The organism is Enterococcus sp. BSD2780061688st2 D3, assembly GCF_005844145.1.
In the GTDB taxonomy this organism is placed as follows: Bacteria; Bacillota; Bacilli; order Lactobacillales; family Enterococcaceae; genus Enterococcus_B; species Enterococcus_B durans.
Genome location: NZ_SPHN01000010.1, coordinates 19,490 through 35,291, shown reverse-complemented (window position 1 = coordinate 35,291; position 15,802 = coordinate 19,490). Strand labels below are relative to the sequence as shown.

Below are 15,802 nucleotides of genomic sequence, written 5' to 3'. Positions count from 1 at the left end.
TATTTACATTCTTATTATCGGAATTTATGGTTGCGTTTTCAATATCGTGGGTATAGAATAAATGTATCAAAATTACAGGGATGTATTAATATGAATAAAATCGTAGAAGACTATTTACATCATCATACGCAAGTGGAAGAAGCTCAATTAAATAAAAAAAAATTCGTAATGGATATTCCTTCGACATCTTTTCAAACCGCAAAAGAAGACATGGTTTTATTGAAAGATTACTTCTTGAAAAATAATTATATCTATATAAGTAAACATCCACGTTTTGCGCCTTATCCAAAACACAGTCATCACTTTTTAGAACTAAATTATGTTTATTCAGGAAAATCAGTTCAGTATATCAACAATAAACGTGAGGTGATCAATCAAGGCGAGATTTTATTGCTTGATCGCGGTTCTTCCCATTCCTTAGAAGTCCATGGGGAACAAGATATTCTCATCGATATTATTTTTCCAAATGACAAAGTCGACATTGATTGGCTGTCTAATTTAAATGTTAAAAATAGTGTACTCTTTAATTTTTTAGCTCAGACGATGGCCACTCGTTCACGAAAAGAATATTTGATTTTCCGTTGCTCCGAAAATGAACATGTCCAAATGATTCTAGATCAAATGATCAATAAATATTTTACTGAACCCGTCTTCGCAAATGAAATCATTTCTTTGTACATCCCAATTCTGTTTACCGAATTGATCGGCAACTGTACCTATGATTTCTACGAAGAAAAAAAAGACAAGACCAACCATCAAGTCGTCATCGATACCTTGAAACTGATTGAAAAAGATTATGCCACCCTCTCATTGGAAAATGCAGCTAAACAACTTGGCTATAATAAAAACTACTTGAGCAATATCATCAAACAAAAGACAAATAAAAATTTTTCAACCCTGCTAACAGAACAACGAATGAAGCAGGCTAAGTTTTTGATTGAAAGCTCTACTCTTTCAATTGGTTCGATCATTGAATTGGTAGGTCTAAAGAACCGCACCAATTTTTACAAAAAATTTGAAGCAATTTATGGCAAAACACCAAGTGCATTCAGAAAAATGACTGAAGAACCGTAACATCACTTGAAATGACTCCCCTTAAAATAAAGAAGCCGCAAGAAATCCAACTGAATTTCTCGTGGCTTCTTCATTTTTCATTTAGATTGATCTCTTAGGCGTTTTTTGGCTTGTTTCATTCATCCACACGAACGAGTATCCTAGCCTACTTGATTAGTGTTACAACCTTTTTTCGATTTTCTTTTTTATACTGGCACAACCTCTTAAAAAAGCCGAAATTCTCAAAAATCAAAAAAGCAATTTCCGTGAATTTCGGCTTATATTTTTGGCCTTGATTATTTCATCTCAGCCTTATCTGTTTTTGTTCGCTTGAAATGTGTCCAGTATTGTTCTCACTTCATCTGTTGTTTTGGTATTCATTAGTTGAACACGCAGATCGTTTGCACCAGGAAAACCTTTGACATAGATTTTGAAGAAACGGTGTAATCCTGTGATCGAACGTGGAATGATCTGCGCATATTGATCTTGCAGATCTAATTGTAGGCGGAGTAATGCAATCAGTTCTTCTGACGAATGTTCTCTCGCTTCTTTTTCAAAAGCAAATGGGTTTTTGAAGATCCCTCGGCCGATCATAATGCCGTCTACTCCATATTTTTCTGCCAATTCCAAGCCCATTTGTCGGTCTTGAATATCCCCATTGATAGTGATCAATGTTTGCGGTGCAAGTGCATCCCTCAGCTCTACAACCCTTGGAATCAACTCCCAATGGGCAGCTACTTTACTCATTTCTTTTCTTGTTCGTAAGTGGATAGAAAGATTCGCGATATCTTGTTTCAAGAGATGGCTGATCCAATCATCTAATTCCGATTGTTGCGTGAACCCAATCCGTGTTTTCACACTAACCGGTAGTCCCCCTGCCTTTGCAGCTTGGATCAATTCCGCCGCTACTTCTGGACGAAGGATCAACCCACTGCCTTTGCCTCGTTCAGCGACATTTGGTACAGGACACCCCATATTCAAGTCGATCCCTTTAAATCCCATTTCAGCCAGTTGGATACTCATTTCTTTGAAGAATTCTGGCTTATCCCCCCAGATATGGGCTACCATAGGCTGTTCATCCTCTGTAAAAGTCAATCGACCTCGAACACTTTCTTTACCATCAGGGTGACAAAAACTATCTGAATTCGTAAACTCAGTAAAAAATACGTCAGGTGCGCCTGCTTCTTTCACGACATGCCTAAAAACCACATCTGTGACATCTTCCATCGGGGCTAATATAAAAAAGGGCTTAGGTAACGCTGCCCAAAAATTTTCTTTCACATCATACACTCCATTTCATTACTGGCTCTTTATTGATCTTCATCTTTAAAAAAACATGGTCATTATACTAGTTATATGTAAAAGAAGCAAAATCAGCGCTTCACTTCTTTAACGAACAAGCTTTTGATAAGCCAATCGTTCATTATCTGTATAGTCACTCACATAAACGATGCCTCGCAACTCAAAACCACTATGGTCCATGATACGCTGCATCCCTTTATTCTTTTTGTGTGTATCCACTCTAATTTGATGGATTCCTTGTTTTTTCGTTTCGGCTTCTGCAAATTCAATCAAGCGATACGCCAATTTTTGCCCACGAAATTCTTCCGACAGGGCAATACGGTGGATCGTTGTATATGGATCTGCTTCGTTTTCCCACGTTCCTTCAAAGATTTCTTGGTAATTTTTGTCTGGTGTCCGTTGCAATGCCAGTGTTCCAGCCACCACTCCATCGACTAGAAGAATATAAGAAATCCCCTCTTCAATATCATTTTTGATCGTTTCTTCATTAGGGTAGCCATTTTGCCACTGTGGACTGCCGGCAGCCGCTAACAACGCCTTCGCATCATTGATGATTTTCATCACAGCTGGCAAATCTTCTACTGTTGTTTCCCGAAATACAAGGCTCATTCCCATCCACTCCTTTTTAATTTTCTATTTTAATACAAATAATGATCCTTGAGCAACTCCATCTTAAAATTTGATAAAAAAGAGCGCGATAAAAGTAAGTACTACTTTTATCTCACGCTCTAAATACATTTAAATGGCGAAAGTAGCAACAGCTTCTTCGAAAAACAAGCCGAAATTCACAAAAGCAATTTCCATTAATTTCTTCTTGTCTCTCGGAGTTAACCTCTCAGCTTCTTTCTGGCAATGTTTTAACTTCTCAACCCGCGTCCTTTATTGATCAAATACCAGCAAGCTGAATATAGGACGATGATAAACAAGACTAAAATCGTAAGGGAAACGCCAATCGGTACATCCTTTGTCCCAAGAAAACCATAACGGAATCCAGATATCATGTACACGATTGGATTGACTTTTGAAATAGCTTGCCAAACAGGCGGTAACATTGAAATCGAATAAAATACTCCACCTAGATATGTCAAAGGTTGTAAAACAAATGTTGGTACAATCGATACATCATCATAGGATTGAGCAAAGATCCCATTGATCAACCCAGCAAGAGAAAATAAAATCGCCGTCATCAACAAGGTCACGATGATGATCACCCACGAATGGACATGTAGTGGAACAAAAAAGAGCGACACTACCGTTACCAACGATCCTACCAGCACACTACGTCCTAATCCACCAATGACGAAGCCCCAGATAATCACATGTGTAGGCACTGGGGCAACCAAGATCTCTTCAATATTTTTTTGGAACTTCTGCGAGAAGAAAGACGATGAAACATTTGCATAAGAGCTAGTGATCGCTGACATCATAATCAGTCCAGGAACGATAAACTGCATATAAGAAAATCCACCCATATCCCCAATACGCCCGCCGATCATTTTACCAAAAATAACAAAATAAAGAGACGTAGTAATAACAGGTGGGACTAAAGTTTGGACCCAAATACGTAAATAGCGATTGGTTTCTTTGATAGCTAAACTTTTTAAAGCTGTAAAATAAAGACTAAACATTTTTTTCCTCCACATGACCATTTTCTTCCGTGATTTTCAAGAATAATTCTTCCAAACGATTCGATTTATTCCGCATCGAAAGAACTTTGACACCTTGTTGACTAAACTGATCGAAGATGCCATTGACACCTTGATCACGTTCGACTTCCACCGCAATTGTCCGTTCATCTTCAAACGAGTAATTATAGCCTGTAAGCGTAGGTGTTTGCTCATATGGTGCCAAATCAAAGATAAACGTTTCAAACTGTAACTTGGAGAGTAAGGATTTCATACTTGTATTTTCAATCAACTCACCTGATTGGATGATCCCAATGTTTCGACACAGCATTTCTGCTTCTTCTAAATAATGGGTCGTCAAAATGATCGTTGTGCCACTTTCATTCAATTCACGTAAAAACTCCCACATTTCCCGTCTCAATTCTATATCTACACCCGCAGTAGGTTCATCTAAAATCAGCAATCTAGGTTCGTGCATCAGTGCCCTAGCAATCATCAACCGGCGTTTCATCCCGCCAGAAAGCATCCGTGCCCGCACATTTCGCTTTTCCCACAAATTTGATTGTTTTAAGTACTTTTCACTGCGTTTTAGCGCTTCTTGGCGTGAAACCCCATAATAACCTGCTTGGTTCACTACGATTTGTTGTACCGTCTCAAAAGGATTGAAATTGAATTCTTGTGGAACTAAGCCAATCTGTTGTTTCGCTCGAACCAAATCGGTATCCAGATCGTACCCAAATACTTTTACCTTACCCGAAGTTTTATTGACTAGAGACGTGATGATACCGATCGTCGTTGATTTTCCTGCACCATTTGGGCCTAACAACGCATAAAAATCTCCCGCCTCAACAGTCAAGTCGATCCCACGTAACGCCTCGACCCCTGTTGCATATATTTTTTTTAATCCATTTATTTCAAGAGCATTTGTCATTTTTCTAATGATCTCCTTTGTTCAACTGATTCTCTATTGTACCATGAAATCTCCTTTTTCATCCGTGGAAAAGACCAAAAAAAGAGAGGTTGGGACAGAAGTGTTTAACTCCGAGAAATAAGAAGAAATTCACGAAAATTGCTTTTCAAATTTTTGTGAATTTCTTCTTATTTCCGAAGGAGTTGCTTCTGCTCCCACCGTTTATTCGTTTTTAAAGCATGGGACAAAAGTGTTTTTTACTTTTGTCCCATGCTCTCCCAATTTAGGTATGGATAAACGTCGAAAGTAGAAGTCATCCCTTCTGTTTCCAACTCTAATTCTTCTGGTTACATATTAAGAGTCCACATAATTTGTACGATGAGCGTAAATAAGAATATCCCTGTTACACCAATAGCAATTAAAACAACACTTAACTTTTGTAACCGCGATAAATATGTAAAATTCTTGCGAAAAGCAATGATTCCCAACACCATTCCTAAACCAATCATATACAGAAAAAGTATAAAGTAATCAAAATGTAAAAAGAACATCAGCTCCTCCTCTCCAAACAATAATAGTTAAAACGGGACAAGTCTTTTCTCCCCAAAGCTTATTCTCCCTTTGAGGCTAGTTTTGATGTTGCCCGTTTCTCTTAGTTTAACCAAAACAAATAAAATGGGTAGATTTATTTTATTGATTAAGCAATCTCTACTGATTATTGGAGCTGATCGGTCACTATCGCTCGTAGATCCTGTGAAAAATGATTGCCGCTCACTAAAGAAACAGCTTCAATCACTTGGTTTAGCTTCTCCCTAGATGCAGTAGGTTCATGGAGCAAGTGGATCAATTCAATATAAAATAAACGCATCAATTGATAAAATGCAAAATCTGGTGTTTTAGGCATTCGTGCTAGTAATTCCAAGGGTTTCCTCAACAATGCCCATTCCCCCTTGTTAAGGCATATACCGATAAAATTCAAAAGTAGTGTCGTAAATGTTTTCGTTTCATCATTCAATGTATCAAATTGAAAATTTAAACGTTTTCTAATCAACGTTTGAAATAAAAAAACTGTCTCTTCAAATTCATATAAATGCAATGTATTCGTAAACAATTTCATCGATTGGATCGTCCAATTCTCATCTTCGATTATCTTAGACTTTAAAAACCGTTTGCTTTCTTCAGAAACTGTCCCTTTTTCTATTATGCTGGTTAGTACTTCCGCTAAGACATTTACTAGTTTTTTTTCATGATCACTCAGTTCAGAAACAAAGTTAACCGAAGCAGCCATATCCTTTATCTCATCTAGTTGATCTTCATAAAACAAGACACACAATTTATTTTCGAATACTTTTACGGTGCTTCGCTTCTTATCTAGAGCTAAATACTCAGTAAAATCTTGTAAGGCGATATGGTTTCTTTGTAATAATTCAAATAAGTCTTCTGCACTGATCCGATGTTGCCCGTTTTCCACTTTTGAATAATATGACTCAGAAATGATCCCTTGAATAAATTCTGTCTGCGTCTTCTTTTTTTGTTTTCGATACAATTTCAAGATTTCACCAATTTCCATGTCTTCACTCCCTTTATTATTAAGATACTGATAATTCGTCCCATCCACAAGCCTATTTCGTATACGAAAGTTCCACACATCTTCTCTACCTTCCTGATACAGTGACAAAAAAGGAGGTTCCTATTATGGATGTTTTTATTCACAATCGTGCATTTCGTCAACTCTCACTTGCTAATTTTTTTTCAATGGTTGGTGATAAATTATTTTATTTAGCAATGATGACGTACGTTTCTACACTGCCAAATGCTCAGTTGGCTATCGGTTTGATCACTGCTTCAGAGTTGATTCCACAAATGTTCTCGTCTTATACGGGCTATCTTGCTGATAGTACCAGAAAAAGAGCCCGTTTTCTGATTTTATCTGATCTTTTCCGTTCAGGGATCTATCTACTTGTAGGGAGCCTATTTGTTCTCGATGTTACAGGCTGGTTCATCATCGGTGCGATTGCTCTACTAAACTTGATTTCTGATTTTTATGGTACTTACGCTTCCGGGTTACGACAACCCCTAATTGTCCGAGTAACTGGAGAAAGTGAGTTTGTCCAAGCTTCTGGCTTCACTCAAAGCATGTCACAAATTCTTAGTATTATGGCACAATTTGCTGGTGCATCTTTATTGTTTATTGTTACCTATGCGCAACTTGCCGTAGTGAATGCATTGACCTTCTTTCTGTCTGGAACGATCATGTTCCTTTTTTTCAAACAACATAAAAAGTTGTCTATCAATGAACATTTCTCTAGTGAGCAATCGCAACAATCTTTTAGAAAAGTCATCATCACTAGTATTCACACCTTGAAAGACGAAACTTCATTGCTGGGAGTCATCTCTGCTGTTGTTTTTCTTAATGGGATGCTTTCTTCACTTGTACCCATCCTACAAATGTTGATCGTAGCAGATAAACGGTTGATCGTTGGCTCTTATGGTTTTACGCTTGTCTTGCTGAATGTGACTGTTTCTGCATCGTTAGCATTAGGTGGGTTATTGGGTACCAAATATTTGAAAAACGTTTCACTCAAACAGTTGATTGTTTTTTGTTTAGTTAGTATTTGTCTGCTTTTGCCCGTCATTTTGACTCACAAAATTTTTGCTATCTTGTTACTGCTCGTGCCCATTTATTTTCTTGTAGGCACCATGATCCCCAAATTAACTGGTTGGATCGTCAGTGTAGCAGAAAAAGAAAAACTAGCTACCACAATCGGAATGGTCAATACATTGCTGATTGGTCTTGCACCACTTGCAACATTTGTCGTCGTTGCTATTTCTAGTCTTTTCTCACCAGAATGGGCTATCTACCTCTTGCTGATTAGTTCACTCTTCCTATTGATAGTCCACGTTATTAAAAAGAGTAGAGTCAAATAGTGATAACAACTATTGCAAGAACAAATCACCCTTTTAAAAATAGCGGAGAAAAAATTCTCTTCTTTTAAAATTAGACATGAAAAGGTGGGAAAGAAGTGGCTCACGAAACAAAACGAATATGGGACAAATCTAGAAATCAGGTTTGCTACAAACTCTCGAATAAACGGCGTCCAAAAGTCAGGTTTTTCGGAAATAAAAAAACATGGGACAAAAGTAAGAAACGCTTTTATCTCATTCTTTAAAAACGAATAAACGGTGGGAGTAGAAGCAACTCCTTCTTAAATAAGCCGAAATTCACAAAAATTTGAAAAGCAATTTCCGTAAATTTCTTCTTATTTCTCGGAGTTAAACACTTCTATCCCAACCTCTTTTCTCTCCAATTTCTCAAACCTAAGCGACTTTTGTCTCGACCTCATTTCAACTTATTTCAGAGGAGCCATTTCTATTCCCGCTACTTATTTAGATGTAACGGATGAAGTCATCCCGTTATTCCTTTTTATCTCATTTTTTACTCAAATACACGCCACGTGCGATTATGATCAAAGAAAGTAGCTTCTTCTTTCGCATTTTTGACTAATTTATCAGGATAATCCAACACTTTCAATAACGCGATCGCATTCCTGGTTATCGCTGGTCCTGCTTTTAATTGGAAATCAAAACTAATCCCCTTTTCTGGTGTGACTTGTTCTTCGAAATGGACATTCTCACACTCATTTTTTAAAATTTCCGTCAGTTCGATATCATGTGTCGCTACAAATGCCAAGGATGGATAATCAGACAACCAGTTCACCACTGCTGCAGAAGAGGCGATCCGTTCAATCGTGTTTGTCCCTTTTAAAATTTCATCAATAAAGCAGTAACAACGCTCTTTAGATGCCACTTGATCCAGCAATCGTTTTATCGACTTGATCTCTGACACAAAGTAGCTGTCACCTTCAAACAAATCGTCCTCGATTGCCATTGATGTCAACACATGGCCATGTTCAAGCGTAAAACGTTCCGCCAACACCGTTTGGATACTTTGAGCTAAAATACAATTAATGGCAATGCTTTTTACATAGGTAGATTTCCCGGAAGCATTCGAACCCGTCACTAAAGTATTCTTATGCCAGTCAACTGGGTTTACCACTGCTTCCGCCAATAGCGGATGGTAGCAATCTTCCGCTTCTACGCCACCTTTAGCGAATTGTGGTTGGCAATTAATCGGCATATATGTTCGATAATTCAACACCGCCGCCGCAACTTCCAATTCTCCCAGTAATTCCCACACTTTCATTGCCTCTGCTGTTTTCTTTTCTAATTTACTAATGACAAAATGATAAGATATAAACGGCAACATAAACATCATATTCACGTAATCAAATATGATTTCCGCTTCCGAACCACTTTTCACACGAAAAGAAAAACCAAATTTAGGAATATCTCTTAACGGTTTCACATTTTGTCGCAATTCTTCTTGGAATGGTGTTTTGATCTTGGCCAGCTGATTAGCCGTTGAAATCGTTGAAACCAGATAGCCCATGCTATTGAGCTCTGTTTCTAATGTCTGTTTTTTTACTTGATAATAGATCGTATTAAAAACCAAACTACCGATCGCTAAATACACTCCAAAAACTTGCCCTAATAAAAGCAGAAGTACGCCAATGAGCGGTAAAAAACCTAGAAAAGTAAATAACCCGATATGTCCGATTTTCTTACTTTTCCCATCTGCCAGATATTGCTTGGTAAAATTTCCATCCTTTTTACCAAGCCGGGCAAATTGATATTGGATCTTTTCACGAACCAATGGCTCTTCTTGATAAAAAGCGATCAATCGTTCCAACCGTTTATCCTCCGTAAAGTCAAAGCTTCGCAACCGTTGATACAACGCCTCTGAGCCAATACTCGAATACGTCAGATTGATCCCCTCAAACACCTCGAACATGTCCAAGTCATACCACGTCAAATCATCTACTTCACTGGCCCACGAACGAAACTTTTTCTCCGTCAACCATGCATCCTTCAAGCTCTCTTCTTTATCAAACCGCGGCTGATAAGGTAACTTTCCCCATTTTTGGTGGACACTTTCTTTTAATTTATACCGCGCATGCACTTCCAAACCAATCAATAAAACAATGACCGCAAGAATCATTGCCACAATAAACGTTTTTTGATCCATCCCGCTTCCTCCATCTTTCAATTGGCTTAAGTATAGCATTGAAATGCTTGGATGGGAGGGATTATTTTAGCGAGGTATCGCTTTTTACATTCTTGCTTTCTGTTGCATTTTTCGAACAACATAGAAAAGATGAAAAAAAAATCTATAACGTTCCTAAAACAGATAAGTTTTATGTAAAAATGAGGAAAAAAATCAAACGTTCAAGATATCATCATCGTTTCTCATTTATCTGATATGTACTATCAAGTGTAAAAATGGTCTTTTTTTTATAAAAAGACGCTAGATAAACCATTTTGGTCAATAATATTAGTGGGTATAGTCGCTTATACACGCAAAAATTATTGAGGAATACAAACTTGCTCTTGACCAGTATTTTGAAGATGATGAAAATTATTACGTAATCGAGCCTTTAATTTCAAAGGAACGAAGTTGGTCTCAAGCACAAAACTATACTATTACCAAAAATGGAAGGATCTATTTAGGTGTTTTTTTACAAAGGAGGGATACTCTATGCAGAGAAAGATATTGATTAAATTAGTGGGTATCCCTTTTTATGCATTTATCTACAATACCTCACTAGCTAATGTTCTTATCAATTTGTTCCATAATGACCATTTTTTCATAGAGGAATTAAATGCCTTGTTGCTTCTGTATATCCCCATTCTTTTTTTTGCTAGCGTAGGTAAAGATGGTAGACTTTTTGAAAACAGAACGAAAGTTTCGAATAAAAAAAACTTATTTTTAGGAATAATTTTTTTTATTTGTCTGTCTGTTTGCCATACTTTCATCCAAATAGCTTATGGATTGACGCAATTCGAAATGTCAGATTTTGTAAGACATCTTCCCTCTTTTACGAACGTATTGCTATCTCTACCTAGTTCAATCATTATAGCTCCCATCATTGAAGAAATTGTTTTTAGAAAACTTCTTTATTCAGATGTTAAAAATAGTTTCCCTAAATTTTATATACTGATTTTAACTATTTCCTTCATGCTAGCCCATTTTATACAAATAGTTGATTCTCCAATTACAGCACCATTCTACTTCCTTATTTCATTAGCATTAAACTTATTTTATCGCAAAGATGAGAATTTGTTTTATACTATTATTTTTCACTCGATGACGAATCTAACTGTAACTTTCACTATTTACTATGCTATTTTCTTGCAAAGTACAATACATATGCCACTTATCTTTGGCTCAATAATCATCTTGATTATCCTATCAATCATTTTACTTAAATAAAGTGGCGCTTATCAAAAAATCATTTTTTCTAACTTAGTCTTCTCTTTAACATGGAAATCTTCCTAATAGCAATTGGACAGCTTTCACCATTCTTCATGACAGCCATATATTTTCTTCTATCTATCGTAGCAATATTTTCAATATTTACGACAACTGATTTGTGGATACGAATCAGTGAAGAAGACAAACTTTCAATCTCATGTATTTTCCCATAAAATTCGATAGTATTTTGGGATAAGTGAAGAAGCAATTTATGAGGAACTTGTGATGTTTCGATAAACATGACTTCATTCAACGGAAAAACGCGGACCTGTTTATTGATTATTATTTTTATTCGTTCTTTTTGGTCATTTTTATCCTCTTGATAATGCTTTTTTGCCTGTTCCAAAGCAGCTATGATTCTTTTCTGGAGATCATTTATATTGCCTTTGATAATATAATCCATTGCCTCAACTTTATATTTGAACGTAAAGTACATCATTTCACTATGGGTAGTGATAAAGACTATTTTTCCGCTAATGTCCATATTTCGGATTTTTGCACCTAATTTTATTCCGTCAAGCTCACATTGTAAGTCTATATCTAAAAAATAAATGCCATTATGGACGGAGTTTTTTTCTAGGTAAGAAATAATTTCATATGGATCATCCGTACTCAATTCGATCGTCATATCTAACTCTTCAATCAATAGATAATTTTGTATGTAGCCTTCGATTGTTCTTCTATGTATCGTATTATCCTCACAAATAAATATTGACAACAAATCACTCCACCTCGCTAACAATAGTTATTCTTTGAATAAAAAAATCATCAGTAATTTTTGTTTCTAAAAGAATATTAGGTTCAGCTAATAGGATTTCTTCAACATTTACTAAACCCAGACCTCTTTCTTTGCTACGAGTTGAAAATCCTTCCTTTTTGAGAAGTTGAAGCGGTACAATTTTGTCTCTAATTGTATTTTGAATGATGAAAACTGAATTGTTGTTCTCTTCAAATCCTACTATTATTAAACTACCTTTTTGAATGGAGTCTAACTCTTCAATGGCATTATCTAAAAAAATCCCAAATAGTCGCACAAGCGAACTCGTCCTCACTTTTTTCTCTTCCGACAAAAAATCGTTGATTTCAACTTGTATATCTATGCCCTTTTCTTGGGCTGATACTAATTTTGTATAGAAAATACCTCTAACACCTAAAGAGCCAATATTCTGTAACTCATCCAGTAGAAAAAAATTTTTGTTGCTCTCCTCATTTGATTTCACGATATCGTCAAAAAAAAATTTCTTTAATTCAGCAACCTCATTGTTTTCTAGATAATAATGGATCGCTGCTAGTAGATTGGCATGATCATGTCGGAATTTTCTAGTTTCTTGATATTGCTTTTTTATCTCATTCGTATATTTTTCTTGTAATTCTAAGATCACTTTGTGTTTATTTAATTCTTCCTCAAGTAATTTCTTTTGAGATAGAGCGTAGACAGTCGTAATACTCAAGACAGACAATAAACAGTAGAAAATCAGCAACGTAAAAAGCAGATTCCTATTTTCAGTATATCTTTGAATTATTTCTACTATTTGATAGCCTAAAATCACTGCCATCAGCAAAAATGAAGTCTGTGATGCTATATTTTTCCTAAATAGATATGGATATACTCTTTCTCTAAGTACAGTAGAAACAATCAAACAAATAAATAGTGACAAAAAGCAGATTAAAATTAGCATGATATTTTTACTAGATCCGCTTAGTCTTAAAAAACAAGGTATGATCATTCCATAAAATAATGTAAATAGCAGTTTAATCATTGCTGAACACATGATTGATAAAACAATCTGTACAGAATTTTTTTGAGGAAAAACTTTATAAGAAAAACCAAAAAATAGTATGAACATCACTAGAAACTCTAATGTAAAAAATGAAGTCCTTATGCTCACAGCAATAAAAGACAACAAAAAATAAAAAATAACACATATGTTTTTTTGTCTATATAATTTTTCCAAAACAAAAAAGCAAAAAGTAAAAATGATTAAATGAAAATAAGACATATAATAAAAGAATATTTTGTCCATCTAGCGCTCCCTAAATGAATTTTTCTAACTTTTTTAAAATTAAACACACTAACAAAATTATATCATAAAAAAATTATTATGATCTAGGAATCTAAATACCTAATTTAAAATAACAAAAAATAATTTTCGTTTTTTTCCTATCTTTTTATCTAAGATTTTAAAACAGCAACCCGTTCGCGAATCGAAGCCATTAACTTTGCAGAGAAACAAGGCTGGATATGATCTTTGGCTCAATGGACGTTTATTAGCTATTGGCAACTTGAGCCATGCGTGATTATCAAGACCTTTTTGATTATTATCCTTATGATACAGTGCTTCTTTATTTCAACTACTTCTATGTAAGAGTGCGCTTTTTCTATTCTTGAAATTTTTCTAATTCTTTTTGGTAGTGTTTGGTCAATTTTCGTGCTTTTTCCTCTAATTGTTGCATATAATGATTTTTCGCTTGGCGAATCACGCGATTGCTTTGTTCCATGACTTGATAAAATCGTTGGTTGTTCCATGAATCATTTTTAGTGAAATGCATGACTTCCTCCACTAATCGACCTGTCTCTCTTCTAAAATGGATGAATTGTTCATTTAACTTTTCTTGCTGTTGCCTAATTCTTTGTGCTTCTTCATCATATTGTTCTTCTAACTCTTGCTGTCTGTGTTGTTTTTCTTCCATCAATAAATCAACCTTCTTTCACTGGCGTTTTTAAAGCTGGTTTCTTATATTCTTTTAAAGATCTATCCGCTGCTTCTGCACTTTTCCCCTGTAACGCCCCTTTTAATGCATTAGGTAGGACACTATTAGTTTGTTGAAACATTGCTTCTGAAATTTCTTCAACTCTTCTCATCGAGCTCTGTTTTATTGTACTAATACGTATTTTTTTAGCTGTAATGACTGCTCGAATAGCCACTCTTTCTCGTGCTTTTTGTTCTCGTTCTAATTCTTCTTGAAATGCTTTAGCCGCTTTATCTTCCATTAGAAAAACAACCTTCCTTATTTTTTGAACGATACATTTCCAGCTTGTCCATCATAGTCCTGTATATTTTTAGCCACTGTTGTTAGTTTTTCACTAAAAGCAATCATTTTCTCTTTATATTTTTTTACTTGATTATGATTATTTGTTACTTGTCCGTTGTCCCATAAGCGGCTTTTTTCATAAGGTGCGATCATTTCTTGGACTTCTGCATAGGATAGGTATTGACGGATAGACATTGCGCCTTCCTTTATTTCCCTAGCTAGAGCATCGATTTCTTCTTCAGTTTCTTGTAAGATATTTTTTGTTAGATTCTCATATTCTTCACCAATACTCTTTGCCTTTTGAGCCACTGCACGTGCAAGATCCGTACGTAGTTCAATCTTCTTATTGCCTGATGCAGTGGATAAACTTTTTTGTATACTTGTCACTTTTTCTTGCCATTGGCTAGCAGTCTTAGCTTCACTAATAATCGCTTTATACTCTTTTTGAAATTTTAAATAAAGTACACCACCACCCATCAGTGTGGCTAATAAATTACCAGAAGTAATATTCACCTTTGTATTCCTTACGATCAATGCCAAATATTTGTCAATAAGTTTAGAGACCTTGATACCCGCTGCAAAAATATACGCATGTTCGTATAAATTTGCTTCTTTAGGCACACCATCAGGATTTAACTGGTATTGTCCAAAATCGTGACTTGAACCATTCTTATCCTCTAGATCAAATGTTGTAGTAAATGATTTTGGTAATAAATAATGCACATTTCCGATTTCATCTACTCCTTTTTTGTTTCGGTTCAACATTGAAACAATATCAAAGGCGTTCACATAGTAGTCGATTTTCCCTTGCTCTTCCAATTGTTGGATATTTTTTTGTGCCTGTTCAGACATTCTATTCACGCTTTTGCGTGCATCAGGACCTTGGAATAAGACAACCTTGTCGATTTTGGCAATATCCTTTTCTGGAAGGTTCGCAACTGCTTGAATGGACACCATCGTTCCTAAAGAATGTCCAGTAACAGCCACGGTGGCATTAGGTGCTTTAGTAGTCATTTCTGTTATTTTTTGGTGCAGCGCTTTTGTAGCAAGTTTTGCTTGGGGAATATACGAATTGAATAACGTAAACGAACCATTATTTTCTACCCAGTCATTTAAAGTATGTAAAGAAAGTGCATCGCTTCCTCGGGTTGCAAAATACGCGTGCTTCGTCTTTTCATTTAAAGTAGGTGTATCTGTCACAAAATAAGAGTTATATCCTGCTTTTTCGTCTGTTAAAAGTCCTTTTTGATATTCTTTTTCTCTGCCCAAAAAGTTTTTTTCTTTGATTGTTTTTACGATAGGATCGGGTTGGAGATAGATGGTGCTTGCATCATTTCCATGAGCGTTTTTTGCGTGGGGAAAATTGAATTTAACCGATTCACCTTTATCTAATCTATTTCTTTTACTAGGACTTAATTCCTCATAAGAAAAGTTATCATCTCTACCTTTATATGAACCTTGAGCTATATCTGCATATATATTATACTGATTTTCTAAATCAGCCAT

At 35.7% G+C, this 15,802-nt stretch carries 14 protein-coding genes; 3 read left to right on the top strand and 11 right to left on the bottom strand.

The features are described 5' to 3' along the window. Window positions 1-90 precede the first annotated feature (90 nt). Complete coding sequence (locus tag FGQ66_RS09270; protein WP_171024596.1) at window positions 91-1,074, top strand: AraC family transcriptional regulator; 984 nt, start codon at window positions 91-93, stop codon at window positions 1,072-1,074. Between the two features lie 291 nt (window positions 1,075-1,365). Here the strand turns inward: FGQ66_RS09270 and FGQ66_RS09265 are convergent, their stop codons facing one another. The 5 genes from FGQ66_RS09265 to FGQ66_RS09245 form a co-directional block, all read right to left on the bottom strand. Continuing rightward, a complete protein-coding gene (locus FGQ66_RS09265) occupies window positions 1,366-2,334 on the bottom strand; it encodes a tRNA dihydrouridine synthase (protein WP_005879075.1) in 969 nt (322 codons plus the stop codon). 108 nt (window positions 2,335-2,442) lie between these two features. Next, window positions 2,443-2,964 (bottom strand): GNAT family N-acetyltransferase, encoded by a 522-nt coding sequence (locus FGQ66_RS09260; RefSeq protein WP_005879074.1) that lies wholly within the window; start codon window positions 2,962-2,964, stop codon window positions 2,443-2,445. 248 nt (window positions 2,965-3,212) lie between these two features. After that, complete coding sequence (locus FGQ66_RS09255; protein WP_081135255.1) at window positions 3,213-3,983, bottom strand: ABC transporter permease; 771 nt, start codon at window positions 3,981-3,983, stop codon at window positions 3,213-3,215. Continuing rightward, window positions 3,976-4,911 (bottom strand): ABC transporter ATP-binding protein, encoded by a 936-nt coding sequence (locus FGQ66_RS09250; RefSeq protein ID WP_005879070.1) that lies wholly within the window; start codon window positions 4,909-4,911, stop codon window positions 3,976-3,978. Before FGQ66_RS09250 ends, FGQ66_RS09255 begins: the two co-directional genes overlap by 8 nt. A gap of 694 nt (window positions 4,912-5,605) precedes the next feature. Next, window positions 5,606-6,460: a helix-turn-helix domain-containing protein gene (locus FGQ66_RS09245; protein ID WP_113846380.1), complete on the bottom strand. Its 855-nt coding sequence runs from the start codon at window positions 6,458-6,460 to the stop codon at window positions 5,606-5,608. Between the two features lie 125 nt (window positions 6,461-6,585). Between FGQ66_RS09245 and FGQ66_RS09240 the strand changes: the two genes are divergently transcribed. Continuing rightward, a complete protein-coding gene (locus FGQ66_RS09240; protein ID WP_113846381.1) occupies window positions 6,586-7,818 on the top strand; it encodes an MFS transporter in 1,233 nt (410 codons plus the stop codon). A gap of 508 nt (window positions 7,819-8,326) precedes the next feature. Here the strand turns inward: FGQ66_RS09240 and FGQ66_RS09235 are convergent. After that, window positions 8,327-9,976, bottom strand: coding sequence for a MutS-related protein (locus FGQ66_RS09235; RefSeq protein WP_081135248.1), 1,650 nt, complete (start codon window positions 9,974-9,976; stop codon window positions 8,327-8,329). A 510-nt stretch (window positions 9,977-10,486) separates the two neighbouring features. On the opposite strand from FGQ66_RS09235, the gene FGQ66_RS09230 reads away from it, so the two are divergent. Then, window positions 10,487-11,221 carry a CPBP family glutamic-type intramembrane protease gene (locus FGQ66_RS09230; RefSeq protein ID WP_138302262.1) on the top strand — a complete coding sequence of 245 codons (735 nt, stop codon included), beginning with the start codon at window positions 10,487-10,489 and terminating at the stop codon, window positions 11,219-11,221. 28 nt (window positions 11,222-11,249) lie between these two features. Here the strand turns inward: FGQ66_RS09230 and FGQ66_RS09225 are convergent, their stop codons facing one another. The 5 genes from FGQ66_RS09225 to FGQ66_RS09205 form a co-directional block, all read right to left on the bottom strand. Further along, window positions 11,250-11,981: a LytR/AlgR family response regulator transcription factor gene (locus FGQ66_RS09225; RefSeq protein ID WP_230315266.1), complete on the bottom strand. Its 732-nt coding sequence runs from the start codon at window positions 11,979-11,981 to the stop codon at window positions 11,250-11,252. Window positions 11,982-11,985: 4 nt separating this feature from the next. Further along, window positions 11,986-12,819: a GHKL domain-containing protein gene (locus tag FGQ66_RS15215; protein WP_171024595.1), complete on the bottom strand. Its 834-nt coding sequence runs from the start codon at window positions 12,817-12,819 to the stop codon at window positions 11,986-11,988. A gap of 823 nt (window positions 12,820-13,642) precedes the next feature. Beyond that, a complete protein-coding gene (locus tag FGQ66_RS09215; protein WP_138302259.1) occupies window positions 13,643-13,954 on the bottom strand; it encodes a hypothetical protein in 312 nt (103 codons plus the stop codon). Between the two features lie 7 nt (window positions 13,955-13,961). Then, entirely contained in the window at window positions 13,962-14,255 is a 294-nt protein-coding gene (locus FGQ66_RS09210) for a hypothetical protein (RefSeq protein ID WP_138302258.1), read from the bottom strand. Between the two features lie 17 nt (window positions 14,256-14,272). After that, window positions 14,273-15,802 (bottom strand): cutinase family protein, encoded by a 1,530-nt coding sequence (locus FGQ66_RS09205; RefSeq protein ID WP_138302257.1) that lies wholly within the window; start codon window positions 15,800-15,802, stop codon window positions 14,273-14,275.

What these genes read in the sequence shown, in the direction of transcription:
- FGQ66_RS09250 (WP_005879070.1), bottom strand. Translation starts at nt 4,911, where the DNA reads ATGACAAATGCTCTTGAAATAAATGGATTAAAAAAAATATATGCAACA.
- FGQ66_RS15215 (WP_171024595.1), bottom strand. Translation starts at nt 12,819, where the DNA reads ATGGCAGTGATTTTAGGCTATCAAATAGTAGAAATAATTCAAAGATAT.
- FGQ66_RS09270 (WP_171024596.1), top strand. Translation starts at nt 91, where the DNA reads ATGAATAAAATCGTAGAAGACTATTTACATCATCATACGCAAGTGGAA.
- FGQ66_RS09210 (WP_138302258.1), bottom strand. Translation starts at nt 14,255, where the DNA reads ATGGAAGATAAAGCGGCTAAAGCATTTCAAGAAGAATTAGAACGAGAA.
- FGQ66_RS09205 (WP_138302257.1), bottom strand. Translation starts at nt 15,802, where the DNA reads ATGGCTGATTTAGAAAATCAGTATAATATATATGCAGATATAGCTCAA.
- FGQ66_RS09215 (WP_138302259.1), bottom strand. Translation starts at nt 13,954, where the DNA reads ATGGAAGAAAAACAACACAGACAGCAAGAGTTAGAAGAACAATATGAT.
- FGQ66_RS09230 (WP_138302262.1), top strand. Translation starts at nt 10,487, where the DNA reads ATGCAGAGAAAGATATTGATTAAATTAGTGGGTATCCCTTTTTATGCA.
- FGQ66_RS09260 (WP_005879074.1), bottom strand. Translation starts at nt 2,964, where the DNA reads ATGAGCCTTGTATTTCGGGAAACAACAGTAGAAGATTTGCCAGCTGTG.
- FGQ66_RS09255 (WP_081135255.1), bottom strand. Translation starts at nt 3,983, where the DNA reads ATGTTTAGTCTTTATTTTACAGCTTTAAAAAGTTTAGCTATCAAAGAA.
- FGQ66_RS09240 (WP_113846381.1), top strand. Translation starts at nt 6,586, where the DNA reads ATGGATGTTTTTATTCACAATCGTGCATTTCGTCAACTCTCACTTGCT.
- FGQ66_RS09245 (WP_113846380.1), bottom strand. Translation starts at nt 6,460, where the DNA reads ATGGAAATTGGTGAAATCTTGAAATTGTATCGAAAACAAAAAAAGAAG.
- FGQ66_RS09235 (WP_081135248.1), bottom strand. Translation starts at nt 9,976, where the DNA reads ATGGATCAAAAAACGTTTATTGTGGCAATGATTCTTGCGGTCATTGTT.